Below are 24,893 nucleotides of genomic sequence, written 5' to 3'. Positions count from 1 at the left end.
GGGAGACCTGCGGGGCGGGTCAAAGACGCCGCTCACCCCCACCCCGAGTGCCGCTATTGCGACAGCCACCAAAGCCGCCTTGATCCCACGCATGAATCCTCCCCCGAACGTCGCAGAATCTTCGCACAGGTGACTGCCACGGCCGCACGCCCCCTTGGTGAGTCCGGCCTGCGCTGGCTGGCCGCCGCCCGATCCGCTGGGATAGTCATGTCCGTGGCAGACAGCAGTACTTGGATCGGCTTGGATCCAGATCACCGTTCCGCGCCGCCGGTAGCGGCTCACCTACGCCGTGATGTGCGAGATCCCGGGCTTGCGGGGGCCCGGTGGCCGGTCGGAGCGGTGGCGGTCAGTGGTCGTCGCGTTCGGAAGGCGGCCCGTACACGACGGCAAGCGCGGTTATTGCTGCCCCGCTCACCGCCCCGCACGGCCTCCTCCGCCTCGCGCCGGGCGACACGGCTCCGCCTCCACACGGTCGCGGTCGTCCTTGCCAGCGTTCGCCGGAGTACTTCGTCCCGCACCGGGCACACATCGGCCGCTGCGCCTCACGCTCCGCGGCTTTGCGCTCCGCCTGCTGACGCCGGGACTGCTCCTCCTCCACCTGGTACAGCCGCTCACCGTCGCGGTTGTACCAGGGCCTCGTTCAGTGTCTGTCACTCATCGCGCCCGAGCCGCGGCCATACCCGGCCTGCTGCCCCGGCCGGGTCGGCGGTGATCCGCGCCAATTCGATGACAACCAACAGGGCACGGCTCTGGGGGGTGGGCCCGACAGGCCAGGCGCAGCGGTTGCGCTGCCGAAGCGCAGAACAGGCCATCATGACGACGTCGCCGAAGCCCCAACTCTCCCCGGAGCAGATCCGGTGGGACGAAGAGGTGAAGCACCTCGCGGTGCACCTCGTCGAAGGTCACACGCTCGTACCGCTCTGCAAGAGCCGCCACCTCGCCCTATCCGGCGGTACTGGGCACAAGCATCTTGAGGTTCGTGCGGGTTCGTCCCGCCGACCTTTCGCGGCTCCTACGGGACTTGGAGCAGAGCCATTCCACGTCAGTCACGAGGGGTGGGGTCCAAAGCGAGCCGGCCGACGTTGATGGGGAAGAGGGTCACGGTGATCGCGCCCCGCGTGAAGCTGCGGCCGTTGGCATAGCGGCCGTGGAAGCTCTTCGACTGATGGCCCGCCTGGTAGATGTCGAAAATGCCCGCGTGCCCCTCGCCCGGGACGGCGTTCGTGTCGCCGGCGGTCTGCTCCAGGGTTATCTGGTCTCCGCCGTCCGTGGCCACGACGGCGGCCACGTGGTAAGGCCAGTTCTTCGGCCCCCTCGGGTAGGCGTTGTCGGGGTCGTTGTGTACGTCACCCATCCAGGCGGTCTCGATGGTGGCAAAAGCCTGCCCGGCCTGGGGCGCCTCATCGAGGTCCGTCATCCCCGGAGGCCTGCTGCCGGCGTGGGCCTGCGCCCTGGTGACGTTGTCCCCGTGGGTCTCGCCGAAGGTCTGGCCGGTCGAGGTGAAGGCGCTGGCGTCCTGCTCGGCCTCGAAGTCGAGACTCGCCTGGTGCATGACCTCCTCAGCGGTGTGGGAACAGTCGGCCAGGAACCGCGTGCTCGGCATGTAGGGGGTATAGGTGCCCTGCATGCCGCCGATGTTCCCCGGGTCCAGCGCCGGGTGCACCACGCAGTAGCGGGGCGGGGCGGCGCTCTCGTGCACCCAGATCTCGTTGGCTTCCCCGGTCTGGGTGCTGGGCACGATGTACATGCCGTTCTGCGAGGCCCGGACCCCTGCCACGCCGGGTACGGCGCGGATCCGCTGCACGGCGGGTGCCCCGTGGGTGGCGGCCTGCGGGGTGGATTCGACCTCCCGCTGGACGGCCGGGCCGCTCATGACCCGGCGTGCGTTAGCCTCGGCTTCGCGTTCGAACCGGTCCGACGGGTCGGAGACACTCACCCCAGAGCAGTTGTCGGTTCCCGCGACAGGGCCCTGACGCTGCTGGATGACGTGGGTGAGCTCGTGGGCGAGGGTGTGGTTGTCCCCACCGCCGTCACCGATGACGACATGGCTCCCAGAGGTGTAGGCACGTGCACCGACCTCGGCGGCCGAGGCCTTCGCGGCGGAGTCCGTGTGAATGCGTACGTCCGAGAAGTCCGCCCCCAGCCGCGACTCCATGTCGGCGCGAGTAGTGTCGTCGAGCGGCCGTCCAGGGGCGCGCAGGATGTCGTGGACGGTGGAGCGCTGCACCGGGGGCGCGCCGGCCTGCTGATGTCCGCACCCGGTGGAGTGCTGGTGCTGCTCCTGGGCGGCCCCGGGGTGACCGGCGAGGCGCAGCATCTGTACGACTGCCGCGTTGCCCGCAGTGGCCTGGAGTGCCGCCATTGCCATGGACGGCGCCGTCGCCCGCGCCGGTGCAGCAGCACGCCGAGAAGGGGACTGTGCCTGGTCATGCGCCTGTTGGGCACGGAAGTCGCTCGAAGTCACGTGGTCGCCTTCATCAGCAAGGGGGCAGCCGGGCCCTGACTCATGGGCCGGAGTACTGCCGAAACGGGCCCCTCAGAGCAACACGTTGGCTGACAGGGGATCAGGCCAGTCTTGGCGACCCGACTAACGTGGCACTGTCGTTCCGCTAACACGCACGTCACGCCATGGGGCAGGCATCGACGTGCCCCCGCCTACGGGGTGCCCGACCTTCCACCGCCCCACCATCGGGGCTGATCTGGGCGTACCCGGCGGTCATCAGATCCGGGTGTACCAGATGGTGTGTAGCAGATGGGTGGCTCTTTGGGTCGTACACCCGCCGCGCGGCCTCCCCCGCGCGACGGACCGCATCGTGCTTCGGGCTGATGTCCGGCGCGCCGCCGGTCACCACGCTGTGACGCATGCCGAAGACCGACACGCTGCCCGGCGTTCCGCGCTGGGCGGTCCTCACCGCTCACGCCGTGCCCGTCGTCACCCTGCCCGCCAGCCTGTGGCGGATTGCCCAGGCGCCCGGGGCCCCCAGTGGCCGACCAGTCGGGGCGCGACGGCCGCGAAATGGTGCTCGCCCTCGCCCTCGCCGCGATCTCCGAGGCCCTCGCCCTGCTGACGCTCGGCCTGGTGCGGCCCTGGGGTGAGACCGCGCCCCGCCGGCTGCCCTTCATCGGCGGACGCCGCGTGCCTCCGCTCGCGGCGGTGGTGCCCGCGCTGTTCGGCGCGGCGGTGCTCGGCACGTTCTCGTGCTGGTTCGCCTGGACGCAGGTCCCCGAGCTGATCGAGCGGGTCACACGCACACCTGCACAGCATGCGCTCCTCTTGGCCTGTTACGCCCCGCTCCTTGCGGCGACGGCCCTCTCCTACCTCCGACGCCGAACGGCGGACCCGGAGCGGTCGGCTCCGGGCGGGGCGGCGGGGTGATCACCATCGATCCGTCTCTGTTCCGCACCGTATCCACCGACGTCGAACGCAACAACGACGGGTTCTAGGTGCGACCGACCCGACCACCAGGCTCGCCGAAGCCAAACCGCTGCGGGCTGCGGGCTGCGGGCTGCGGGCTGCCAAGCTGAGCCGCCGATCAGGACGGAGAGCAACGGGCGTGGCCGCCCTGACCGCTGACGACGCGGAGGCCTGAGCCAGGCGGACGCTGGACCGGCGGGCTCCGGCGGGCAGGATCAGGCCAGATCGATATGGACGTTCGTCGACTTCACTCGCGCCACGGCCTGGGAGCCGACTTCAAGACCGAGTTCCTCCACAGCCTCTCGCGTCAGGAGGGAGACGACGCGATGCGGGCCGGCCTGGATCTCGACCTGGGCAGAGACATCACCGAGCACCACCCGGGTGACGATCCCCGAGAACGCGTTGCGCACGGATGTCCGCAGCTCGCTCTCCGCATCCACCGCGCTCTCCTGAGCCAGTTGCACGCAAAACGCGGCGAGTTCACGCCCCTCGACAAGCCGCCGCCCGTCCTCGCGCAGGACGGGAAAGCGGCCGGCGTCGGCCCAGCGGCGAGCCGTGTCCACGCTGACGCCCAGGAGCCGGGCCGTTTCACCAATCGTGTAGTACTGCACACCCGCACCCTAACCACACGACGCTCCACCGCTCCTCTCACGGGACCCCGGAACAGATCGATCAGGCCCCTGGATGCTGAGCGGGCCCCGTTCCTCCGAGAGCTGAGGCCGGTCATGAGGACGATCGTGCTGCTCAGGTTCTTGTCGGAACCCGAGCTTCGCGAGTCGATCCAGGCCATGACGAACAAGGTCTCCGCTCACGCCGCAGTGCTCGGCCCGGCTAGCGCGTCCGGGGGCGACTGCGATGGGGAGACACCGCTCTGACGCTGCGGGTGCGCTGGCCGGAGCATGCGGGCCGCCGGCCGGATGAGACGCCCGCCTGCGATTGCGCTCGGGCCGGGCCGACGGTCACGGCCCAACCTCACGCGCGCATTTCCCCGTTCTCTCGTCGTTGGCCGTTCGCAGACACTTGTGTCTCCTGCGATCGCAGCAGATGGGGTGCACCGGCCCCGATGGTCGCCGTCGATGTCGACACAGGGTTGACGCATTCGGGAGGCAGGCGCCGCTCCAAGTCGGCCTCCTTCAGATCCTCGCCTGAACGCACCCGGGGGCTGTCCCTTCGCGCTGGCGATGGGACAGCCCCCGGGGCCACACGGTGTCAGGCGTTGTCGGCGGCCTTGCGGCGACGCACGACGAATACTGCGCCGGCCCCGAGAACGATCGCAGCGCCGCCGCCAAGGGCGAGCTGCGGGACGGCCGAGGAGGAGCCGGTCTTAGCAAGCGAACCGCTGGAGCTGCCGCTGTCTCCAGCGCCGCTGGTGGCGCCGACGGGCGCCGGGCTCTTGCTGCTCTGGGCCGCCGGGGTGGAGGTGGCCGTCGGCTTGGACGGTTCGGTGGAGGGCTTGCTGCCCGCCGCGGTGATCTGGAAGGGATACATCCCGGCGTCCGGAACCCCTCCACAGGTCCCGTCGTTGTTTGTGTAACTGGCGTTGATGAAGACGACACCGGTGCCATCGGCGGGAGCCTGGGCGCCGAGGGTGAGACGCAGCTTGACGTCGGTCAGCGCACCCGTCCGGAGCGCCTTGACCGTACCGGCACGGTGCTGGCCGTCGATGTCGTGCCAGCCCGACCCGTTGGACCACTGCACGTGCAGCAGCCCGTCGAGGTCCTTGGTGCCGCTCTTGTCGGTGGCGTGGGCGTAGGCGGTCGGGATGACCTGGTCGAGGGTCCGGCCCGTGGTGTTGGCCAGGTGGAGAGTGAAATCGACCGTCGCCCCGGCGGGGATCTTGGAGGGGAGCCCGACCGCCGCGGCAGTCAGCCCGCCCGTGGGAACACAGTCCCCTTCCCCAGCCTCCTTCTTGGCGTCCGCGAGGGCCTTCTCCGCAGCCGTCTTCTTGGCGCGATTGCTCTTTATCAGTTCCTGCGCCGCGTAGATCTTCTTGGAGATCTCGACCCTGGCGTCGGAAAGAGCCTTGCTTGCGTCGGCCGCCGTCTTGTCAGCGGTGGACTTCGCGTCCGCGGCGTCCTTGGCGGAGGCCTCGGCCTCGGTGAGCGCCTGCTGCGCGGCGGTCTTGTCCTCGTCGCTCACGGCAGCGGCGAGCTTCGCCTTCGTCTCGGTGACGGCCTTGTCCGCGGCGGACTTCTTGCTTTCCGCTTCACCCGCCGCCTTGTGCGCGGCGTTGAATGCGGCAAGCAGCGGGTAAGTCGGAGCCTGAGTGTCGGTCAACGACTGGGTAAGGGCCTTCTCGGCGACGACGGCGTCGTCGAATGCCTTCTGAGCATCCTTCACCGCCTGCTCCAGCTCGGCGATGGACGGCTTGTTCTGCGTCTGGGCGGCCGGCTTGGTGTCGGCGAGCGCCGGCGCGACGGACAGCATCGCGACAGGAGCGGTCACGGTGGCCACGACGGCTGTAGCGAGAATTCGACGGATCTGCACGAACAGCCCTCTTCTGGGTCTGAAACGAAATGGGGCGTCGCACGGCGGCAGCACTCCCCGCGGGTACGACAGTTCGTGAATCCTAGGCTTCAACTCGTATAACCAAGAGGAATTATCCTCCGCCGCCCACCCCCGTGGGACATCCCGAATTCGGGCAATTGCGGAAAGTTGCCCTCGCAGTCTGTGGATTTCCTGTGAGTGATGTCACGAGTATGTGTGCTGGATCGAAGCACCTTCTGCACCACGCTGGGCTCGCATGACGGTCCGTCGGCCGCTGACGAACCGAGCCGGAGGGGGTGAGTTTCACGGAGACCTCACGCGCCACCTCGACGACGCCGACGGGGCGTGGCCCCTTCCAGCCTTCGCTCTCCATACGCGTGACCACTTCACGTACGAGTTCACGTACGAGCCGTGTCCGCGGGCGTCTGTCCGGATGGGGTGGGTCGAGGAGGATCGAGGCCGATCGACGACCTCGTTCTCGCCGGAGGAGCCACCGGGGACGTCACGGGGGGACAACCGCTGCGCCTCCAGGGGCGGCCGGATCATGAGTACTCGTACTCAACGCCCCGTCGCGAAGGCCCAGTTGGGGCGAGGCCCGGCGGATCGGGTGACGGTCCGCCGGGCCCGACCGTCAGGTGCGGTAGGCGAAGTAGACCGCGTTGGGGTACGAGGCGATGAGGCTCGCCAGCGACTTCCGGTAGGTGTTGGTCGAGTGGTAGGTGAGGTACGGAGTTCCGGTGCTGCTCCGGTAAGTCACCATCATGGAGTGGTCCTTGGACCCGTCCCGGTCGAAGTCCATCTGAAGGACGTCGCCGACGTCCATCTGGTAGACGTTGGCCAGGTTGGTCGCACGCTGATTGGAGAGCGTGAACCACGCGAAGTCGTTCACGCCGACCCAGGAGTTGGTCTGGAGGGCGCCGTCGTACCACCAGTTGCGGTAGTCGGACGTCGAGCCGGGCGCGTTCTTCCATCCGCCCGCCTTGAGGGCCTGGCTGACGAAGTTGGTGCAGTCGCCGCCCGCGCCGTTGAACTGCCGGTAGGCGGGGTTGTAGTTCTTCCAGTACTTCTCGGCGTACGCGGCCATCGCGGCGTAGTCGTAACCCGTGCCGGTCTTCGTCTTGGGCTTGGCCGGCGCGGGGTACTTCGTGGATGCCGGAGTGCCGTCCGGGTAGGTCTGTCCGTCGTCCGTGACGACCGCGGCCTTGGCAACCGTCGGCTCGTTGACGGCCACCGGTCCATTGTCCTTGGACTGGATCGACGTCAACTCCCAGCCAGATCCCGCCGTGTTGGTGAGCGCGAGCTCGTACCGCGTCCGGAAGCCGGTCGTGGCGGGCTCGTCGCCACGGATCTTCTTGTAGGTGAGCGTGGTGTCCTCGGTGACCTCCACGGTCGCCTGGCGACCGGACACCGTCGCCTGGTCCACGGCGACGTGGGTGTTCGCGTCGGTGTAGCTCTCACCGAGTGCGTTCAGCCGCGTCTTGCGCGAGCGCAGCGACGCCAGTGCGGCGTCCTCGTCCTGCTTCAACTGTGCCGACATACGGGCCTTGGAGCCGGTGGTCGCCGCGGTGTGGCGGCCGGCCCGGTCTTCGACCAGGGCCTGGCTGCGCTGCGTGAGGACGTCGCCGGCGATGCGGGCGAAGGTGCCGACGGTCGCGCTGTCCGCCGCGTGCGGCCGCGGGGCGGCGCTGGCGGACGTCGTCGGCAGGAACGCCGACGACAGGACCGCGGCCAAGGCAACGCCTATGGCAGGTCGCAATGTCTTTGATATCACTGTTTTCCCCTTGTCACCGGTCCACATGGACCTGGGGGGTGGAATTTTGGCATGAGTTGCCGCGTCTTTGGACCCGTTCGTCGGCCGCGACCGCAACCCTGCTTCGTTCGAAGGTCTCGGCCGGGCTCCCTGGACGGATGGTGTGTGCGTCCGCCGTGCTCGGGCAGGCGCAACTGGCACGACGACGGCGGCGTGACCAAGGAGGGTCGCGTCACCGCCCGAACGGCAAGGAGGACGCATGGCGAACGAGTACGACGGCGAGGTCTTCGGGGTGGCTTCGAAGCAAGGGCGACCCGATGGCGTCACCGGACCCTTCGCGTTCGACCCCGCGGTGGTGGACCGCTACCGGGCCGGCGACGTGGTCGAGCACGGCAACGTCCGCTATCGGGTCGGCAGGACCCCGCCTTCCGGAACTCCGGGAACCGACGCGGCCGTCGGCTACACGCCGACCGGAGTCGACGTCTGACGGGACACCGGGGTGGAACGTCACTGGTGCGGGGCCCGGCGGTAATCGCCGGGCCCCGCGTCTGCGCCGCATTTCGGTCTGGTCGACCTCCGACTGATGGATTCCTGCCGCCGGATTCCTGCCGTTTTGCGCGGGCCCGCAGAAGCGGTTGCGAGCGGCACGGGCAAACCGGGCCGTCCGCCCCGCGCCGGGCCGCTCCTGCGGCGCCCGCAGGGTGTGGTGCTTGAGGGGCGACCACTGGGACTTGTGGTGCGACAGGCATGCCAAATAAGTTCTATATTCGTACCAACTATCCACACGCGGCGGCTGCGGCGACCATGGGGGACACGACTGCGATGGCTGACACCGACGACGCCTCCCGTGTCCCGCCGGAGTCCCGGGCCGTCCGCAAGGCGCGCAGGAAGGCGCAGAACCGCAAGAGGTTCGGAGTCGGCGCCGCCATCCTGGCGCTGGGCGCGACCGCTGCCACCGCGTACGCCCTCACGGCGGGCAGCCCGTCCGACGCGGCCGAGCGGAGCAAGAAGACCACGGCCTCCCCCTCCTCCGGACCGGACGGAAAAGCCGGCCCCGCCAAGGGCAAGGAAGAGGCCTGGGACGGCAAGACCAAGGTGCTCGGGGACGGCTCCACTTCGTACACCGGCCCGCAGCCCGGCCAGCTCAAGCCGCAGCGGCTGAAGCCGGGCGAGAAGCCCCCGCAGTTCGTGGTCTTCTCCTGGGACGGCGCGCTGGAGGGGGACGATCACCTCTTCTCGCACTTCCGTCAGGTGGCCGAGGCCAACAAGGCGCACATGACGTTCTTCCTGACCGGCATCTACCTGCTGCCCGAGAGCAAGCGGATGCTGTACCGCCCGCCGCAGCACAGCCAGGGGTCGGCCGCGATCTCCTACCCCACCGTCGAGCACGTGAAGACCACCCTGGAGCAGTTGCGCGGCGCCTGGGCCGACGGCGACGAGATCGGCTCGCATTTCAACGGCCACTTCTGCGGCCCCAAGGGCGGTGGCGACTGGAGCCCCGCCGAGTGGAAGAGCGAAATAGACCAGGCGTACTCGTTCGTGAAGACGTGGAAGACCAACACGGGATTCACCGACGAGGCGCCGCTCCCCTTCGACCCCGACCGCGAGGTCGTCGGCGGCCGCGCCCCCTGCCTTGAAGGGCAGAAGAACCTCATCCCCGCGATCAAGCCGTACGGCTGGCGTTACGACGCGAGCTCATCGGGCGACTTCCAGCTCTGGCCGAACAAGATCGACGGCATCTGGAACTTCCCCTTGCAACTCATGCCCTTGCAGGACAAAGAGGTGCAAGTCCTCTCCATGGACTTCAACTTCCTCTACAACCAGTCCGGCGAGAGCACCCAGGGCGACCCCTCGAAGTACCCGGCGTGGCTGGAGCAGACCCGCAAGTCGTATCTGAACGGCTTCAACCGCGTCTACAACGGCAGCCGGGCCCCGATGTACATCGGCAACCACTTCGAGGACTGGAACGGCGGCATCTACATGAAGGCCGTCGAGGACGTCATGAAGGACGTCTGTCCGCGCCAGGGCGTGCGGTGCGTGTCGTTCCGTGAACTGTCCGACTGGCTGGACGTGCAGGATCCGAAGGTGCTGGCCCAGTTGCGCCTGCTCGACCCCGCACAGGCACCGGACTGGAAGACGCTGGTCAAGTAGATCAAATAGGTCGAGCGGGCGAAGCCGAGCCGGGGTGGGCCTTCCCCTGGAAGCGCGGCGGCGCGGGGTATGCGCCGTGGATGCCCGGGGCCACGCGCGGCGGTCACTTCACCGCCTTCATGTGGCGGCTGCCGGCTCGACGCGGGCGCTCACTTCACCGCCCTGATGTAGTCCGACCACAGCCGCACCGCTCGTTCACTGCTCGGGGTGTTGGGCGCGTCGCCGCCGAGCCCGGTCAGGGACAGCGGAACCAGATCGGTCAGGGACATCCGGTAGATGACCACTGCGGTCGATTCCTGCGCGGTGTTGGCCGCGAACCAGCCGACCGTGTTCCCGGCGGTGGTCCCGGTCTTGCCCCCCGTGCCCGGGTGCACCGTACGGGCGCTCTTCGCGGTCCCTTGCGTCACCGTGTCCCGCAGGGCGTCCGTCACCGCGCGGGCGGCCTTGGCCGACATCGCGCGGGCGGGCTTCGGCTTGTCGAGCGGCATCGCGGCGCCGTTGCGGGAGATCGCGCGCACGGAGTACGGCTCGGTGTGCATGCCTTCGGCGGCGAAGGTCTCGTAGGCGCCGGCCACGCGGATGGCACTGGGTGTCGAGTTCTCCCCGAGAGCGAAGAGGGGGACGTGCGGGCCGAGGCTCGACGGGAGCATGCCCGAGCGCTCGGCGAGGGCGTCGACGCGGTCGAGCCCGACATCGAGGCCGAGTTGAAGCATCGGGGTGTTGACGGAGTTGGCGATGGCTTGGCGCAAGGTGACCTGCCCCCAGTTCCGTCCGCCGTCGTTCTGCCCCTTCGCCACCTTGCCGCCGCGGTCCCAGTACGGGCCCTCGGGCGTCTTCACGGTGACATTGTCGTTTCCGTCGTACTTGGCGGACGGGCTGATGGGGGTGCGGGGCTTGTCGCGTGAGCGCACGATGCCGTCGTCGAGTGCGGTGGCGTACACGAACGGCGTGAAGACGGTCCCGACCGGAACGGTGGTCGCGTTGGACTCGTTGAAGCCCTGCTTCAGGTAGTCGGGTCCGCCGTAGACCGCGAGCAGCCGGCCGTCGGGGGCGACGCTCGCCGCACCGATCTTCGCGTGCGCGTCGGTGGCGGGCCGCCGCGTGGCGTCGAAACTCTTCTTCGCCTTCTGCACGGCAGCGGTCAGAGCCGTCATGCGGGACTTGTCGAACGTCGTGTAGATCTGGTAGCCGCCCAGGTCGAAGTCGGCGTCCTTGATGTGACCGGCCCTGGTCGCGTACGCCTTGGCCAGTTCCACCAGGTATCCCGCCTGGCCCTTGGCATCGCCGGTGACGGTAGGCGCCAGCGGCTCGGGAAACTTCGTGTACTTCGCGCGTTCGGCGCGGGTGAGAGCGCCCGTGGAGACCATCCGGTCCAGTGTCCAGCCCCAGCGTTCCACGGCACGATCGTGGTTGTCCTTGCTGATGGCGGGGTCGAAGAGCGCGGCGCCCTTGAGGAGCGAGGCCAGGAAGGCGCCCTCACTCGGATTGAGCTGGGAGACGTCCTTGCCGTAGTACGCCTGTGAGGCCCGCTGTATGCCGTACGTACCGCGCCCGAACCAACTGGTGTTGAGGTAGTCCTGGAGTATCTGCTTCTTGCTGGTCTGCCGGTCCAGCTTCACCGCGAGCAGGATCTCGGTGAACTTCCGCGAGACGGTGCGGTCCTGGTTGAGGTACGCGTTCTTCACGTACTGCTGGGTGATGGTCGAACCGCCCTGGGACTCGCCGCCGGTGACCGCGGCCTTCATGGCGCGCAGGATGCCGTAGGGCGAGACTCCGGAGTCGCTGTAGAAGCTCGCGTTCTCGGCCGCGAGTACGGCGCCCTGGACCTGCGGAGGCACCTTGTCGAGCGGCATCTCCTGCCGGCTGACCCAGCCCGTACGAGCCATCTTGGAACCGTCGGACCAGTAGTAGACATTGTCCTGCTGCGTCGCGAAGGTGTTGAGATCGTCCGGTATGTCGGTGGTCGCGTACGCGTATCCGATCAAGCAGCACAGACCGAGGAATCCGGAGCCGACGAGCCCGAGCCACTGCCGCCAGGACGGCACCCAGCGCCGCCAGCCGGAGCGTCCGGGCCGGGGGTAGGCGGGCCGCAGGCGCCGCGGCACGGTGCGCAGCAAGGCGACGAGCGGCGAGAGCGCACGCCACCACTTCGCCATCGCACCGCTCGGGCCACGCTTGACCGCCGCGCGCCGACGCCCGTGAGCGACGCCATGGCCGTCTTCCTCGCCACCCCGCCGCCCCCGCCCAGCCCAACCGCGCCTGCTCACACCCAGTGTCCCCTCTACCGCACTTCCACCCACACCCTAGAACAGGAGTGCGCAGTGATCACTGAGAGGTGGGGGGCTGGTGCGGAATGTGGTGGCCGGTGGCGCGGGCACAAGAGTCGCTGGTGTTCCAGGGCATCCTGTTCGTACTGTCTACCGGGATCGCCCGGGAACACCGGCCACGGGAACTCGCTTCTCACGGGGGGCTGTCGACGGGTCCCCTATCCGCGCGATAGAGGGACGACAATCGTGACCCGGCGATCCGGGGTCACTGCCGGGCGGCTGCGGGCACGTCACTCCTTCCGGTGGTTTGTATTGCTTTGTCGCTCCCAGTCTTCACGCCAAGCGCTTGCCTGAGGGCACATAACCGGCAAGGCCCGCGACTGGCGGGCCGCGGACGACAGGTGACGGACACATGCGGACTGAAGCCGCCCAGCGGATCGAGCTGGTCTTCTCCCTCTTCGACGCGAACGGGAACGGGGTCCTCGACCCCGACGACTTCGATCTCATGACGGACCGAGTGGTGAAGGCCGCCGCCTCCTCGGGCGACAGCGAGAAGGAGGCCATCCGGGCCGCGTTCCGGCGGTACTGGACCACGCTGGCCACGGAGTTGGACGCGAACGGTGACGGGGTGATCAGCGTCGAGGAGTTCCGGCCCTTCGTGCTCGATCCCGAGCGGTTCGGACCCACCGTCAGCGAGTTCGCCCAGGCGCTGTCCGCACTCGGCGACCCCGACAAGGACGGGCTGATCGAACGGCCGCTGTTCGTCGCACTGATGAGGGCGATCGGCTTCGAGGAGGCCAACATCCACGCCCTCTTCGACGCGTTCGCCCCGGACGCCGACGACCGCATCACCGTGGCCACGTGGGCCACCGGCATCGAGGAGTTCTACGCGCCGGACCTGGCCGGCATTCCCGGAGACCGACTGGTCAGCACTGGGACGGTGTGACGAACGGACCGTACGCCCTCGCCGTGACCCGTCCGGGCCGGCCGCGCTGCCTCATGCGGTCGGGCCGGGTCAGTCGCGTTGATCCCGTCCTTTGTGCGCGAAGATCCAACGGTTCCCCTCCAGCGCGTCGTTCGGCTGCGGGAGGGGGCCGCGGCCGTGCCGGTGGGTGAAGTCGAAGGGAGTGAGCGTCGACGTCGACCAGCCCCGGTCGGCCAGACGGCCCGCCGAGTCGGGCCGGGGTCCCCTGGCGAAGAGGTCGAGCAGGTCGATGCCGATCTCCTCCCGTGTCGCCACGTAGATCGAGCTGTCGCGGTACTGCATCAGATCCTTCTCCAGCTTCGCCTCGAAGGCCAGGGCGCTGCCGTCGGCCGACAACTGATCGACGGTGTCGATGAGTTCGGTCTCGGCCGGCCCCGGCAAGTAGAAGAGCAGCCCTTCGGCCAGCCAGACGGTGGGTGCCGCATCGTCGAATCCGGCGGCGGCCAGCGCGCCCGTCCAGTCCGAGCGCAGGTCGGCCGGCACCGGCACACGCTTCACCGTCGGTCGAGCTCCGAGGTCCGCGAGCACGCGGTGCTTGAAGTCCAGTACACCCGCCCGGTCGATTTCGTACACCACGCAGTCCGGCGCCGGCCAGTCCAGGCGTAGGGCACGGGTGTCCAACCCGGCGCCGAGCAGCACCAGTTGGCGCGCTCCCGCCGCGGTGGACGCGAGAACGAAGTCGTCGAGGACCCTGGTCCGCAGTCCGAAGTAGCGGGCGAACCGTCCCCACAACGGATCGTCGTCCTTCTTGGGCACCTCCTGGATCCGCACCGGCCAGTCGGCGCACGGCGCGGCGGCGCGCACGAAGTGTTCCGCGTAGAAATCCTGGGCGAGGCTGTCGTCGCGATGGCTCTCGATCGCCCGCGCCGCTGCGACCAGGAGGGCGGTCAGGCCCACGCCTCCGTCCACACCTCCCGCATCGATCCCGGCGACGGCTTCGGATCGGGCTCGCGGAACCGCCTTCTCGTCGTCCGTCTGCTGCGTGGTCGGGCCGGCCATATGCCCTCCGTTGTCCTGCCTGGGTGGGAGCGCATGCGGGAAAGGGCGCGCGGGAGCCGGGGGAGAGCCTGGGAGCGAGGGGCCGTCCGGTTCAGCGGCGTGCCCTCTCCGGGATCAGAACGGGCTTGACCACGCGCCCCTCCGTGCAGTCGCGTTCGGCCTCGTTGATGTCGGCCAGCGGGTAGGTGCGGATGAGCTCGTCGAACGGGAACCTTCCGTCCTGCCAGAGCCTCGCCAGTCGGGGTACCAGCAGCGACGGCACGGCGTCGCCCTCGCAGATGTGACGGATGCTCCGGCCCCGGTCCAGCGTGCCCGGCTCGAGGGGCAGCGCGGTGGGGAGCCGGGCCACCAGGCCCAGGGTGCCGGTCGGGCGCAGGGCGAGGAGCGCGTCGTTGATGAGTGCGGGCGCGGCCGTGGTGTCCAGGGCGTACCGCGCGCCGCCGTCGGTCAGTTTCCGGATGCGCTCCGGCAGCCCGGTGGATTCCACGGGCAGGGCGAGCGCGCCGTACCGTTCGGCCAGAGCCAGCCGTCCGGGGTGGCGGTCCACCGCCACACTCAGGACCCCGGCGGCGGTGGCGGCCATCACCGCGGCCAGCCCCACCGCGCCCGCGCCGAGGACGACGAGGGTGTCGCCGGGGCCGGCGGCGAACGTGTTGAGGACGGCGCCGGCCCCGGTGAGGAAGCCGCAGCCGAGTGGACCGAGCAGTTCGAGGGGGAGGTCCGGGTCGACCCGGACCGCGTTGCGCGCCGGCAGAAGGGCGTACTGGGCGAACGAGGACTGCCCGAACCACCGTGGTGCCAGCGCCCGTCCGGCCGTGTCGGTGAAGCGGGGCGGATCCTCGGTACGGCCGCCGAAGAGGTTCAGGGCGGCGAAGGAGTCGCAGTAGGCGGGCGCGGCGGCGAGGCAGGTGGGGCAGTGGCCGCAGGAGTCGAAGCTCAGCACGACGTGGTCACCGACTCCGATCGTGGTGTCCGGCCCGCCGCCGGTGGCCACGACCACCCCCGCGCCTTCGTGGCCCAGGACGGCGGGCAGCGGACTGCGTCCGGCGGAGCGGCGTACCGCGAGATCGGTACGGCACATGCCGCAGCCCGCGATCTCGACCAGGAGCTCCCCGGCGGCGGGCGCCGCGCGCAGGGTCACCTCCTCCATCGTGAACGGAGCGTCGTAGGTACGCAGTACCGCCGCCCGGAACCTCATCGCGGAGCCTCCTCGGCGGGCGGGCGGTCGCAGGGGCGGTGGACGACGAAGGGCCGGAGGTTGCCGTAGAGCCCCCAGGGGCCGCCGGCGACGCCGAGGCCGCTGTCCTTGATGCCCGCGAAGGGCTGGGCGAGGGAGAGTTCCGCGTGGTGGTTGATCCAGGCGGTGCCGCATTCGAGCCGTTCGGCCACGGCTTCGGCGCGGTCGAGGTCGGTGCCCCAGACGGAGCCGCCCAGCCCGAAGCGGGTGCCGTTGGCCGCCTCGACGGCTTCGTCGAGGGTGCGGTAGGGCAGCACGGGCAGGACGGGGCCGAACTGTTCGTCGGTCACCACGGGGCTGTCGGGTGGGACGTCGGTGAGGATGGTGGGGGCGAAGAAGTAGCCGGGACGCTGAAGGCGTTGCCCGCCCGCCGCAGCCCTGGCTCCGGCGGCCAGGGCCTGCCCGACGAGATCCTCGACGCGGGCGAGCTGCGGGGCGTTGTTGACCGGGCCGAGCTGGGTGCCGGGCTCCGAACCCGGCCCGACGGTGACGGTGCTCGCGCGCTGAGCGAGCGCCTCAACCACCTTTGCGTACAGCCGAGTTGGCGCATAGACGCGCTTGACGGCCATGCAGACCTGCCCGCAGTTGCGGAACGCGGCCCAGAACAGCTGGTCCGCGATGCGGTCCACGTCGACGTCGTCCAGCAGGACGGCCGCGTCGTTGCCGCCCAGTTCGAGGGTGACCCTGGTGAGGGAGCCCGCCGTCGACGCGGCGACGCTGCGCCCGGTGGCCACCGAGCCGGTGAACGTGACGTGGCGGATGCACGGGTGGGAGGCCAGCCGGGCGCCGAGCGGTTCGCGGCCGGTGACGACCCTCAGGACGTCGCGCGGCAGGGCGGCCGCGAGGACGGAGCCGAGCAGCCGGGTGGCGAGGGGCGTGAACGGGGACGGTTTGAGGACCATGGTGTTGCCGGCGGCGAGCGCGGGGGCGAACTTCGCGGCGGCGAGCTGCAGCGGAAAGTTCCAGGGCACGATCGCCGCGACCGGGCCGATCGAGCGCCACCGGACCTCGCTGCGCATGGGCCGGTCGTCGCGGATCGGCCTGTTGCGGGGGTGAGTCAGACCGGCGAAGTACCGCAGCCGGGCCGCCGTACGGGCGATCTCCGCGCCCGACTCGGTGAGCGGCTTGCCCTGCTCCCGGCTGAGCAGGCGGGCGAGTACGTCCTCGGCCGTCTCGACGGCATCGGCGGCCGCCCGCAACGCGTCGGCACGAGCGTCCGGGTCCGCCCGCCAGCCCGCCCACGCCAGGCGGGCCCGCTCGACGATGGCGTCGAGTTCCTCCGGCCGCTGGTCGGGGGCCTCCTCGAAAGCCTCGCCGGTGGCCGGGTCGATGACGGCGAAGTGGCGGGGGGTGGGGCCGGGGGCGCGGCGCGCCATGGATGTGGGTGCGGCTGGGGAGGCGGAGGTGTGAGTGGCTGCGGAGGCGGGCAGTTCGGACCCCGGCCCCGCTTCTCGGCGGGCTGCTGGTGTGGGGTGCGCGTCGCTTTCCGCTCCGGTGTCGGAGGTCGGCATGGGCGGATCAGCTCGCGACGGGGTCGCCGGCGGCGTGTTCCCGTGCCTGGCGGTCCATCTCCGCGCGGAACGCGGCCACCAGGTCGGGCCTGATGCGTCCGGCGACCCGGTCGCCCCCCGCGCAGACGGCGCCACGGACGCCCACGATGTCGGTGCCCATCCGGGTCAGCGCGGCGAGGTCGCCCTGCCGGACGCTGCCGGCGAGAGCGGCGAGCAGCCCCGCTGCGTGGGCCCGGGTGACGAACTCGGCGCAGACGTCCGGCGCGAGGTGGTCGAACAGCCGGGTTCCGTCCTTCAGGGCGGTGTCGAGCATGGCGGCGTCGGCACCGGCGCGAGCGGCGATGTCGGGCAGGGCCAGCGGGTTGACGCAGCCGATGCGGTGGGCGTCGGCGTAGCCGGAGGCGACGACGAGGGCGTCGGGGCGGTGGTCCTTGACCGCGCGGACCACCGCACGCATCACGTCGATGCCCTGCTCGGGCGTGGTGCAGCCGTAGAGGCCGACCTTGATGTACGTGGCGCCGGAGACCACGGCGCCGAGGGCGGCCTGGGCTACCGTGCCGGGCTTGTACGGGACGTCCCCGACGGTCGCGGACACCGGTTTGTCGGCCGGGACCGTATCCCGGATCTCCCTGATCACCCACGGGAAGTTGGCACCGAGCGAGCCCTCGTCGGGCTTCTTGACGTCGACGATGTCGAGGTGTTCGGCCGCCTTCGCGCAGTCGAGGGCCTCCTCGACGCTGTCCGGGGAAATGAGAAGCAACACCAACGGTCTCCTTTCGCCGCGCCCACGACCGGCCCGAAGGCGGGAGGGTGCGGATCATCTGGTTCACGCGGTGTGTTCATCATTTCCGGCCCGGAGCGGCCCCGGTAGGGCGCGCACGGGGGCCCCGGGGGCGTGCTCCTGCGGGAGTGCGCGGCGTGCTTGCGCGGTGCGCGCCGCGCCGTCGGGCGGCGAGTGTTCCGAGTTTGTGCAGCAGCACCCTCCCAGGGTCGGACTGCGGGGCGGCGCGACGGGCCATCCGGGCCCGGCGGCGCTCTGCTGCAGCGGCCGGTACGGCGCCTGGGCGGGCACCGTGGCGGCTGGGCGGGACGCGGTGGCGAGAGCCCCTCCCCCTCGTCCCCGCCGGGCGCCCGCGACGGTTCGCCTGGCGCAGCCTGTTGCCCCTACGTCGCCGGTGGTGCGGGCGCCGTCCGGCTCGCTCTGACACGCCGGCGCACACGGCCCGAGAGCGCGCCTGCCTGTCCTTTGCGAGGGTGGGGTTGACGGGCTTGGGGCTAGAACCAGTGCAGGCAGTGCGGGGAGCGTTCCGCGCGGAAGAGGGCATCGGCCAGGGGGGCGGCGCCCGGGTGGTGGGCATGGATGTGGCCGGCGCGCACGAGTGTGCTCGGGGTGGTGCCGCCGAGGTAGATGGAGCCCAGGTCGCTGATGTCCAGGGACAGGTCGGGCTCCCGGTGGGTGGGGACGCACTCGGCCTTGCCGGCCCGCGTGGTCAGCAGATAGCGATTGCGCTCGCCGAGGAACGGGTCGTCGACGTCGAGGACGAGTTCGCCGTCCGTGAGCCAGCCGCGTGCCGTCAGCGCACGCGGAACGTCCAGCAGCCGCACCCACAGCCAGTCACTGTCACCGCTCACCTCGGCGGCACAGAAGTCCGCGAACTGCCAGCGCAGCGGGTGATCGGGGGGAACGTGCCTGAAGACGACCTGGGTGACCAGGTCGTGCCCGAGCACCAGGCGGGCCAGGGCCGTGAAGACGGCATCGTCAAGGGCGATGGTCTCGTCGACGGTCAAGGTGCCGGACGTGATCGAGTAGCTGGCGTACCCGTCAGGGACGCCGTCATTGTCCCGGTGGACAGCGATGTAGCGCGGGGCCGGCGATATCGGGGGCTGTCCCGCGCGCAGGGCCCACCAGCGGTGCGGCCGGGACAACGCGCCGGGCTGTGCGCGGCGATACCGGTCGTAGACCTCCTCCAGGATCTCGCCGCACTCGGCCCGACGCAGCACCTCCACCGAGCCGTTCTCCTCGCCGACCGCCGGCGCGCCGGCCGCTTTGTGCGCCCGGGGAACGGCAAGGGCGGCCTTGTGACGCGGTACCGTCAACCGCGCCGTATAGGTCGCCGGCCCGTAGCCGAACCTCCCGTAGATCGTGGCCTCAGAGGCCAACAGAACCGACAGGGACGCCCCCTGGGCCCGCAGTTGGGCGAGCTGGTGCCGCATCATCGCGCTGAGCACGCCCCGACGCCGATGCGAGGGCAGAACACCCACGGCAGTCACCCCGGGAGCCGGGACGAGGGACCCGCCGGGCAGAGTGAGTTCGAAGGAGTGCGTGGCGGCGGTGCCGACAGGCCGCCCCTCCTCTGTCAGGGCGAGCAGACAACGGTCGGTTTCGAGCGCCGACCACCACAGCCCTCCGCCCTCGACCGGGCTCTCCGGGAAGTGCCCGAACGCCGCATGCACTGTATTGACGAAGACATCCAAGTCCTCGCTGGTCGTTGAACGAATCTCCATGGCCTCCCCTGCCTCGTGAGATAGGGATACCACGACTCGTGTTTCCCCCTGACAGTGCAACGGTGCGCCGAGTCCGGAGCAAACGCACCGGCGGCGAGGGCGAACGCACCCAGTTCGGGGGAGATTCGGGAACTCGAACGCCTGCGAGCCCCGGTCGGCCAGACTTCAGGTAGGGCGCGGTTCTTGCGGGAGGCATAGGCCCTGTGGGCCCTACGACCCTCCTGCGGCGGCGCGACGAGTGCAGCCCGCACGCGACCGGGCTGGACGCGTGGCCGGCCCGATCCGAGGCGAGGCACGCGGACCTGGTCCAGCACGGTTCGAACTGCGGCGGGGAAGCCCATTGGCCGCTGGTCGCTGGTCGCTGGTCGCTGGTCGCTGGTCGCTGCTGACCATGATCTGTCAGCTTCCGTGATGCGGACGTGAGACTGGCTCTAGGGGCGGAAGGTGCGGCGGTAGGTGTCGGGCGGGACGCCGACGCTGCGGTGGAAGTGGCGGCGCAGGGTGGTGGCGGTGCCCATGCCGGTGGCCGTTGCGATGGTGTCGACGGTGGCGTTGGTGGTTTCCAGGAGTTCCTGGGCGTGGCGGATGCGCTGGGTGTGGAGCCATTGCAGTGGTGTGGTGCCGGTGAGTTGTTTGAAGTGGCGGGCGAGGTTGCGTGAGCTCATGCGGGCCCGGCGGGCTAGGTCCTCCACGGTGAGCGGTTGGTCCAGTCGTTCCAGCGCCCAGGGGAAGAGTCCGTCAAGGGGATGGTTGCCGGGCTCGGGCAGGGGTGTGGAGATGAACTGGGCCTGGCCGCCGTCGCGGTGGGGCGGGATGACCAGACGGCGGGCGATCTTGTTCGCGTTGGCCGAGCCGTGGTCGAGGCTGACCAGGTGCAGGCACAGATCCATGGCGGCGGCCTTGCCCGCAGAGGTGAGGACGTCGCCGTTGTCGACGTAGAGGACGTCCGGATCCACGGTGGCCGCCGGGTGGCGTCGGGCCAGTTCCTGGGTGTGGGCCCAGTGGGTGGTGGCGCGCCTGCCGTCGAGCAGTCCGGCCGCGCCCAGGACGAAGGCGCCCGTACACAGCGAGGCCACGCGGGCGCCGGCCTCGTGGGCGGTGCGCACCGCCTGGACCAGGGCGATGGGTGGTTGACAGTCAGGGTCGGCCAGGGCGGGGACGATCACCGTATCCGCGTGCGCGAGATGGTCGAGTCCGTGGTCGGGCGTCAGGCGGAAGCGGTCGACGTGTACCGGGCCGCTTCCGCAGACGGCGAAGTCGTACCAGGGGTCCACGATGTGCGTCAGATCAGCGCCGAAGATCTCGATCGCTACGGACAGTTCGTAGTGGAGCATGCCGTCGGTGACGGCCAACGCGACGGTGGGCATGTCCGAAACTGTACGCGCCTTGTCGTTTCCGACGCTCGTGCGGGTGCTGCCGCGAGGACAGGATGTACGTGTCAGGTTGCGGCGGATCGACGTCGCGGCGGGTGTTCCAGTGCACGGGGGATTCTCATGGGGTCAGGTCAGCAGGTGGCGGTGTTCGGCGCGTACGGTCACACCGGGCGGTTCGTGGTCGCGGAACTGGCCGCGCGCGGATATGTACCGGTGCCCTCCGGGCGCAACGCCCAGGCGCTGCAGGAGCTGGCCCAGGAGCACGGCCTTGAAGCGCGGGTCGCGTCGGCCGACGATGCCTCGTCACTGGAGCGGGCCCTGGCCGGTGCGGCGGCCGTCGTCAACTGCGCGGGCCCCTTCGCAACGACCACCGCTCCCGTCATCGAGGCCGCGCTCCGAGCGAAGATCCCGTATTTGGACGTGGCCGCCGAACTCGAGGCCAACCTCGACACCTTCGCCCACTACCAGGAGCGAGCCCGGGAAGCGGGCGCGGTGATCGTTCCCGCCATGGCCTTCTTCGGCGGCCTCGGCGACCTGCTGGCCACCGCGGCCATGGGCGACTGGACCGCAGCCGACGAGGCCCACATCGCCTATGCGCTCAGCAGTTGGCACCCCACTGCCGGCACTCGCCTGTCGGGCGCCGTCTCCCGCGAGCGCCGCGGCGACGTCCGCCTGCGCTACCGCGGCGGCCAGTGGGAGCGCCGCACCGACGCCGCGCCCGCCCTTCAGTGGACCTTCCCCCAACCGATGGGAGCGCGGGAGGTCATCGGCGAGTTCACGATGGCGGATGTCGTCACTGTTCCGCAGCACTTGTCCATCCCCGACGTGACCACCTACATGACGGTCGAGGCAGTGCGTGATGTCGCCGCACCCCACACACCGGCCCCGACCGCCGCCGACCGCAGCGGGCGCTCGGACCAGGCCTTCCTCGTCGACGCCGTCGTGCGCCGTGGCGGAGTCGAACGCCGGGCCACGGCCGGCGGTCAGGACATCTACGCCGTCACCGCACCTCTCGTCGCCGAGGCCCTCGAACGCGTCCTGACCGGCCGCATCAAGACGGTCGGCGTCGCGTCCGCCGGCGAGATCTTCGACGCGCCGGACTTCCTGCGCGCACTCGCCCCGCACATCGCACTCGACCTCCATCCGCAAGGTGCCTGACCGCAACGCTCCACAACTCAGGGCCGTTTCCGGATTCCCTGCAGGGGCTCTCCCCCACGTCTTCTGAGCGCACGCATGTAAGCACTCCCGCAGATGCGCCCAGCCTCCGCTGCGATCCATGAGACCCGCCATCCAACTGGCCGTACGCGGAGGGATCTTTGGTGACCGTCGCGCATCCCGTATGACGACGACACACGTGTCGGCGGGGCATGCCGACACAGCCGCCGGGCCCGCGGCGAAGACCCCACTCGCCGGCTCGGCGAGAATCCGCCCACACACACCCGGCCCGAACCAGCGCTCGTCCGGCCCGCACTCGCCCGGCGGTCCCCCGCCAACTCCCTCAAGGGCGCGACCCATTGGACCCACCACGACCCGAACTGCCCGCACTGCGATCAGCCGGTCACCATCGTCGCCCCGCTGGCCACCCCGGAAGCCGCCCGCCCCGCCGTCCCGCCGGTCCTCCCGGACGTGATCCCCAGGCGCAGAGACTGAATCCCCCGGCAAAAGCCCCAGGACACAGCCGACAGACCTTTACTACTCTCCACTCGACAGAAGGAGGAGACCATGGCACTGGCCAGGAAGGGCTCGCGGCGCATTACCGTCGACGGCGTCGACTACCGATGGCGTCTGCGCAGGCGACCCACCTACAGCCAGGACATGTGCTGGAGCCCCGCAACCTACGCGGTCGAGCACGCCGACGCTCCGGGCACGACACTGGTGATCACGACGAACCAGCCCCACCCCAGCAGTGTCTTCGGCCAGTCCGCCACCCCCGTCCGGCCCTCCGATGTCGCCGATACCATCCGCACCGCTCGGGCCAGGGGCTGGATGCCCGAGAGTCCCGGTTCTCCGTTCCACCTCGATCAGTCAGCAGGCTTCGTCTCCGGATCCTGACCTCACAAGGGGACGGGCCGCCACCGATTCACCCGAAGGACCTGCCCTACATCTCGCCGTACCTGACCAGGCGCGTCCGCCGCTTCGGCGAGTACTCCACCCACGAACTCGGTATTCCGCCGAGGCATACGACCCCCACCTGGACATCGACTTCAGCCCGCTCCGCGGGGACGCGGCGCCCACCAGTGGCGGCTGCGGACAGGCAGCTGGATCAGCCAGGGCCGCCACCTGGGCGCCGCCGTCGCCCAGCTCCGCGCCGCGGACAAGTCGTCAAGGATGAGGACACCCGCGTCTCTCACTGCTCAGGGTCCGGCACATCAACTTCCCGGGCCGCTACCGCTACCTGTTCAACATCTCCGCCAGCGGACCGGGAGGTGGCTCAGTCGGCCTGGTTGTCAGCCTGCTTGGGCAGGCAGAACATCAGGGCCCACATCAGGGCGAGAAGGCCGCCGACCCACCACAGCACGGTGACGAACGCGTCGCGGTTCACCGCGCCGTCGGGAGAGCCGCCGGTGATGGCGAAGAACACCACCGCGGTGAGCGCGGTGCCCAGCGCGATGCCCAGGTGAATGGCGGTGTTGAACAAACCCGAGGCCGAGCCTGCGTCCTTGTGCGGGACCCTGGCCAACGACAAATCGGCGAGCGGACCGGAGACCATGCCCAGGCCGAAGCCGATCAAGACCACCGGAGCGGTCATCGCCGGCAGGGTCAAGTCGGCCTGGTGGCCGCCGATCTGGAGTCCGTAGGCGACCATCGCAGCGGTCGCGACAAGGGCTCCGGTCTGCGGCAGACGGCGGGCGAAACGTCCGGCGGACTTCGCCGCGACCGTGGCGCCGCCCAGTTCTCCCACGGAGAGCAGCACGAAGGCCACGGCCGCCTCAAGTGGGCTCATGCCGAGTCCACGCTGCAAGTACAGCGTCCAGGTCATGAAGAACAGGCCGCACAGCAGGCCGTGCAGCAGGTCCGCGGCCATGCCCCCGGAGAACTGCCTGACCCGGAAGAGGGACAGGGTCACCAGCGGGGAGCTGCCCTGCCTGCACAGCTGCTGGCGCAGGAAGACACCGAGGGCAAGGACGCCGGCGGCGAGCATGACGAAGCACCGCAGCGGCCAGCCTTGGGCGTGACCCTCGCTGAGCGGGAAGAGGATCAGGACGATGGCCAGGCTGGACAGCAGCATGCCGACCAGGTCGAGCCGGTCAGCCTTGCGGACGCTCGATTCGGAGATGAATTTACGTCCGAGGAGGAGTACGGCCAGCCCGACGGGCACATTGACCAGGAAGATCGGCCCCCAGGACAGCCCGAACAGGTCGGCCTGGGTGAGCACGCCACCCAGGACCGGGCCCAGGACATTGGCGATGGCCAGGACGGCCCCGTACAGACCGAACGCCTTACTGCGGTTCTGGCCTTCGAAGGTGACGTGCAGGGTCGCCAGGACCTGCGGGAGCATCACAGCCACGCCGACGCCCTGGAGCAGGCGGGCGCCGATCAGCACGCCCGCGCCGGTGGCCAGACCGCACAGCAGTGAGGCGGCGGTGAACACGGCGGTGCCGATGAGCAGGATCCTGCGCCGGCCGTAGATGTCACCGAGACGTCCGCCGGTGATCAGCCCGACGGCGACGGGCAGGGAATAGGCGGTGGTCAGCCACTGCACTTCGACCGGCCCTGCACCGGTTGACTCCTGGATCGCGGGCAGGGCGGTCAGGACGACCGACTGGTCGAGCATGTTCATCAGCTCGGCCGTCAGCAGCACCAGGAGGGCGATCCAGGCTCTCAAGGCCATCTTCGAGGGCCGAGGTGACGGGCGGGTCGGGGTCGGGGTGGTGGTGTGCTCTGGCTCGTTGTCGAGCGCGGAGGAAGACAAAGCGGGAACTCCTGATCCAGAGAGATCGGGGAGCCCTGCCGACAGCCGCACCGGAGCCGGAAAACACGAACCCGGGGCAGACGGCAGAGCTGCACCCGGGACAGAGAACTGCGGGGAACGGTGACGCAACTCAGGCCAGCGCGACGTCCGCCCCCCGGACACGTGCGACAACACAGCACGCGGGGAACACGGACGACTACATGGCCTGGTTGATAGGACGTCACCTCAAGATCGACACGCAGAAGGAACAGGAAATCCGGTCACTGCCACCGAAACCTCGGCACAGGATCCCAGCCACGG

General features: G+C 69.9%; 18 protein-coding genes. 6 read left to right on the top strand and 12 right to left on the bottom strand.

What is annotated here, in order from left to right; translation table 11 throughout:
- Nucleotides 1-1,042 precede the first annotated feature (1,042 nt).
- Nucleotides 1,043-2,368, bottom strand: coding sequence for a DUF4157 domain-containing protein (locus tag OOJ98_RS15780; RefSeq protein WP_267055323.1), 1,326 nt, complete (start codon nt 2,366-2,368; stop codon nt 1,043-1,045).
- Nucleotides 2,369-2,983: 615 nt separating this feature from the next.
- Between OOJ98_RS15780 and OOJ98_RS15775 the strand changes: the two genes are divergently transcribed.
- Nucleotides 2,984-3,376, top strand: coding sequence for a hypothetical protein (locus OOJ98_RS15775; protein ID WP_267055322.1), 393 nt, complete (start codon nt 2,984-2,986; stop codon nt 3,374-3,376).
- A 254-nt stretch (nt 3,377-3,630) separates the two neighbouring features.
- Here the strand turns inward: OOJ98_RS15775 and OOJ98_RS15770 are convergent, their stop codons facing one another.
- From OOJ98_RS15770 to OOJ98_RS15760, 3 genes are all read right to left on the bottom strand, one after another.
- Nucleotides 3,631-4,026, bottom strand: coding sequence for a molybdopterin-binding protein (locus tag OOJ98_RS15770; RefSeq protein WP_267055321.1), 396 nt, complete (start codon nt 4,024-4,026; stop codon nt 3,631-3,633).
- 598 nt (nt 4,027-4,624) lie between these two features.
- The gene (locus tag OOJ98_RS15765; RefSeq protein ID WP_267055320.1) at nt 4,625-5,869 is read right to left on the bottom strand and encodes an LPXTG cell wall anchor domain-containing protein; all 1,245 of its coding nucleotides are present in this window, start codon (nt 5,867-5,869) and stop codon (nt 4,625-4,627) included.
- A gap of 664 nt (nt 5,870-6,533) precedes the next feature.
- Nucleotides 6,534-7,634: an amidase domain-containing protein gene (locus OOJ98_RS15760; protein ID WP_267055319.1), complete on the bottom strand. Its 1,101-nt coding sequence runs from the start codon at nt 7,632-7,634 to the stop codon at nt 6,534-6,536.
- Between the two features lie 277 nt (nt 7,635-7,911).
- Between OOJ98_RS15760 and OOJ98_RS15755 the strand changes: the two genes are divergently transcribed.
- On the top strand, nt 7,912-8,139 hold the full coding sequence (locus tag OOJ98_RS15755; RefSeq protein ID WP_267055318.1) for a hypothetical protein: 228 nt from the start codon (nt 7,912-7,914) through the stop codon (nt 8,137-8,139).
- A gap of 335 nt (nt 8,140-8,474) precedes the next feature.
- On the top strand, nt 8,475-9,803 hold the full coding sequence (locus OOJ98_RS15750; protein WP_267055317.1) for a hypothetical protein: 1,329 nt from the start codon (nt 8,475-8,477) through the stop codon (nt 9,801-9,803).
- Nucleotides 9,804-9,952: 149 nt separating this feature from the next.
- Here OOJ98_RS15750 and OOJ98_RS15745 read toward each other — a convergent pair whose 3' ends face one another.
- Nucleotides 9,953-11,959 (bottom strand): transglycosylase domain-containing protein, encoded by a 2,007-nt coding sequence (locus tag OOJ98_RS15745; RefSeq protein WP_267055316.1) that lies wholly within the window; start codon nt 11,957-11,959, stop codon nt 9,953-9,955.
- A gap of 523 nt (nt 11,960-12,482) precedes the next feature.
- On the opposite strand from OOJ98_RS15745, the gene OOJ98_RS15740 reads away from it, so the two are divergent.
- Complete coding sequence (locus OOJ98_RS15740; RefSeq protein WP_267055315.1) at nt 12,483-13,016, top strand: EF-hand domain-containing protein; 534 nt, start codon at nt 12,483-12,485, stop codon at nt 13,014-13,016.
- A 69-nt stretch (nt 13,017-13,085) separates the two neighbouring features.
- Here the strand turns inward: OOJ98_RS15740 and OOJ98_RS15735 are convergent, their stop codons facing one another.
- The 6 genes from OOJ98_RS15735 to OOJ98_RS15710 all read right to left on the bottom strand — a co-directional run bounded on the left by OOJ98_RS15735 (nt 13,086) and on the right by OOJ98_RS15710 (nt 20,674).
- On the bottom strand, nt 13,086-14,054 hold the full coding sequence (locus OOJ98_RS15735) for a class I SAM-dependent methyltransferase (protein ID WP_267055314.1): 969 nt from the start codon (nt 14,052-14,054) through the stop codon (nt 13,086-13,088).
- 91 nt (nt 14,055-14,145) lie between these two features.
- Nucleotides 14,146-15,252, bottom strand: a complete 1,107-nt coding sequence (locus tag OOJ98_RS15730; protein WP_267055313.1) for an NAD(P)-dependent alcohol dehydrogenase — start codon at nt 15,250-15,252, stop codon at nt 14,146-14,148.
- A complete protein-coding gene (locus OOJ98_RS15725; RefSeq protein ID WP_267055312.1) occupies nt 15,249-16,667 on the bottom strand; it encodes an aldehyde dehydrogenase family protein in 1,419 nt (472 codons plus the stop codon). The genes OOJ98_RS15730 and OOJ98_RS15725 overlap by 4 nt, the downstream gene beginning before the upstream one ends.
- Before the next feature lie 142 nt (nt 16,668-16,809).
- Nucleotides 16,810-17,565 (bottom strand): (5-formylfuran-3-yl)methyl phosphate synthase, encoded by a 756-nt coding sequence (locus tag OOJ98_RS15720; RefSeq protein ID WP_267055311.1) that lies wholly within the window; start codon nt 17,563-17,565, stop codon nt 16,810-16,812.
- Nucleotides 17,566-18,077: 512 nt separating this feature from the next.
- Nucleotides 18,078-19,307, bottom strand: a complete 1,230-nt coding sequence (locus OOJ98_RS15715; protein WP_267055310.1) for a GNAT family N-acetyltransferase — start codon at nt 19,305-19,307, stop codon at nt 18,078-18,080.
- A 431-nt stretch (nt 19,308-19,738) separates the two neighbouring features.
- Entirely contained in the window at nt 19,739-20,674 is a 936-nt protein-coding gene (locus OOJ98_RS15710; RefSeq protein WP_267055309.1) for a helix-turn-helix domain-containing protein, read from the bottom strand.
- Between the two features lie 126 nt (nt 20,675-20,800).
- Between OOJ98_RS15710 and OOJ98_RS15705 the strand changes: the two genes are divergently transcribed.
- Nucleotides 20,801-21,838 carry a trans-acting enoyl reductase family protein gene (locus OOJ98_RS15705; RefSeq protein ID WP_267055308.1) on the top strand — a complete coding sequence of 346 codons (1,038 nt, stop codon included), beginning with the start codon at nt 20,801-20,803 and terminating at the stop codon, nt 21,836-21,838.
- Between the two features lie 564 nt (nt 21,839-22,402).
- A complete protein-coding gene (locus tag OOJ98_RS15700; protein WP_267055307.1) occupies nt 22,403-22,732 on the top strand; it encodes a hypothetical protein in 330 nt (109 codons plus the stop codon).
- 379 nt (nt 22,733-23,111) lie between these two features.
- On the opposite strand, the gene OOJ98_RS15695 is transcribed toward OOJ98_RS15700, so the two are convergent.
- Nucleotides 23,112-24,512: an MFS transporter gene (locus tag OOJ98_RS15695; RefSeq protein WP_267055306.1), complete on the bottom strand. Its 1,401-nt coding sequence runs from the start codon at nt 24,510-24,512 to the stop codon at nt 23,112-23,114.
- Nucleotides 24,513-24,893: the final 381 nt, after the last annotated feature.

The sequence above is a fragment of the Streptomyces sp. NBC_00083 genome, assembly GCF_026343295.1.
Taxonomy (GTDB): Bacteria; Actinomycetota; Actinomycetes; order Streptomycetales; family Streptomycetaceae; genus Streptomyces.
Note: the sequence above shows the minus strand (reverse complement) of the source record. Positions and strands in the feature narration are given on the sequence as shown.

Bases quoted from the DNA above. Each gene is read 5' to 3' on its own strand.
- OOJ98_RS15695 (WP_267055306.1), bottom strand. From the start codon at position 24,512: ATGGCCTTGAGAGCCTGGATCGCCCTCCTGGTGCTGCTGACGGCCGAG.
- OOJ98_RS15715 (WP_267055310.1), bottom strand. From the start codon at position 19,307: ATGGAGATTCGTTCAACGACCAGCGAGGACTTGGATGTCTTCGTCAAT.
- OOJ98_RS15725 (WP_267055312.1), bottom strand. From the start codon at position 16,667: ATGGCGCGCCGCGCCCCCGGCCCCACCCCCCGCCACTTCGCCGTCATC.
- OOJ98_RS15780 (WP_267055323.1), bottom strand. From the start codon at position 2,368: ATGGCAATGGCGGCACTCCAGGCCACTGCGGGCAACGCGGCAGTCGTA.
- OOJ98_RS15740 (WP_267055315.1), top strand. From the start codon at position 12,483: ATGCGGACTGAAGCCGCCCAGCGGATCGAGCTGGTCTTCTCCCTCTTC.
- OOJ98_RS15745 (WP_267055316.1), bottom strand. From the start codon at position 11,959: ATGGCGAAGTGGTGGCGTGCGCTCTCGCCGCTCGTCGCCTTGCTGCGC.
- OOJ98_RS15710 (WP_267055309.1), bottom strand. From the start codon at position 20,674: ATGCCCACCGTCGCGTTGGCCGTCACCGACGGCATGCTCCACTACGAA.
- OOJ98_RS15730 (WP_267055313.1), bottom strand. From the start codon at position 15,252: ATGAGGTTCCGGGCGGCGGTACTGCGTACCTACGACGCTCCGTTCACG.
- OOJ98_RS15700 (WP_267055307.1), top strand. From the start codon at position 22,403: ATGGCACTGGCCAGGAAGGGCTCGCGGCGCATTACCGTCGACGGCGTC.
- OOJ98_RS15755 (WP_267055318.1), top strand. From the start codon at position 7,912: ATGGCGAACGAGTACGACGGCGAGGTCTTCGGGGTGGCTTCGAAGCAA.
- OOJ98_RS15735 (WP_267055314.1), bottom strand. From the start codon at position 14,054: ATGGCCGGCCCGACCACGCAGCAGACGGACGACGAGAAGGCGGTTCCG.
- OOJ98_RS15705 (WP_267055308.1), top strand. From the start codon at position 20,801: ATGGGGTCAGGTCAGCAGGTGGCGGTGTTCGGCGCGTACGGTCACACC.
- OOJ98_RS15750 (WP_267055317.1), top strand. From the start codon at position 8,475: ATGGCTGACACCGACGACGCCTCCCGTGTCCCGCCGGAGTCCCGGGCC.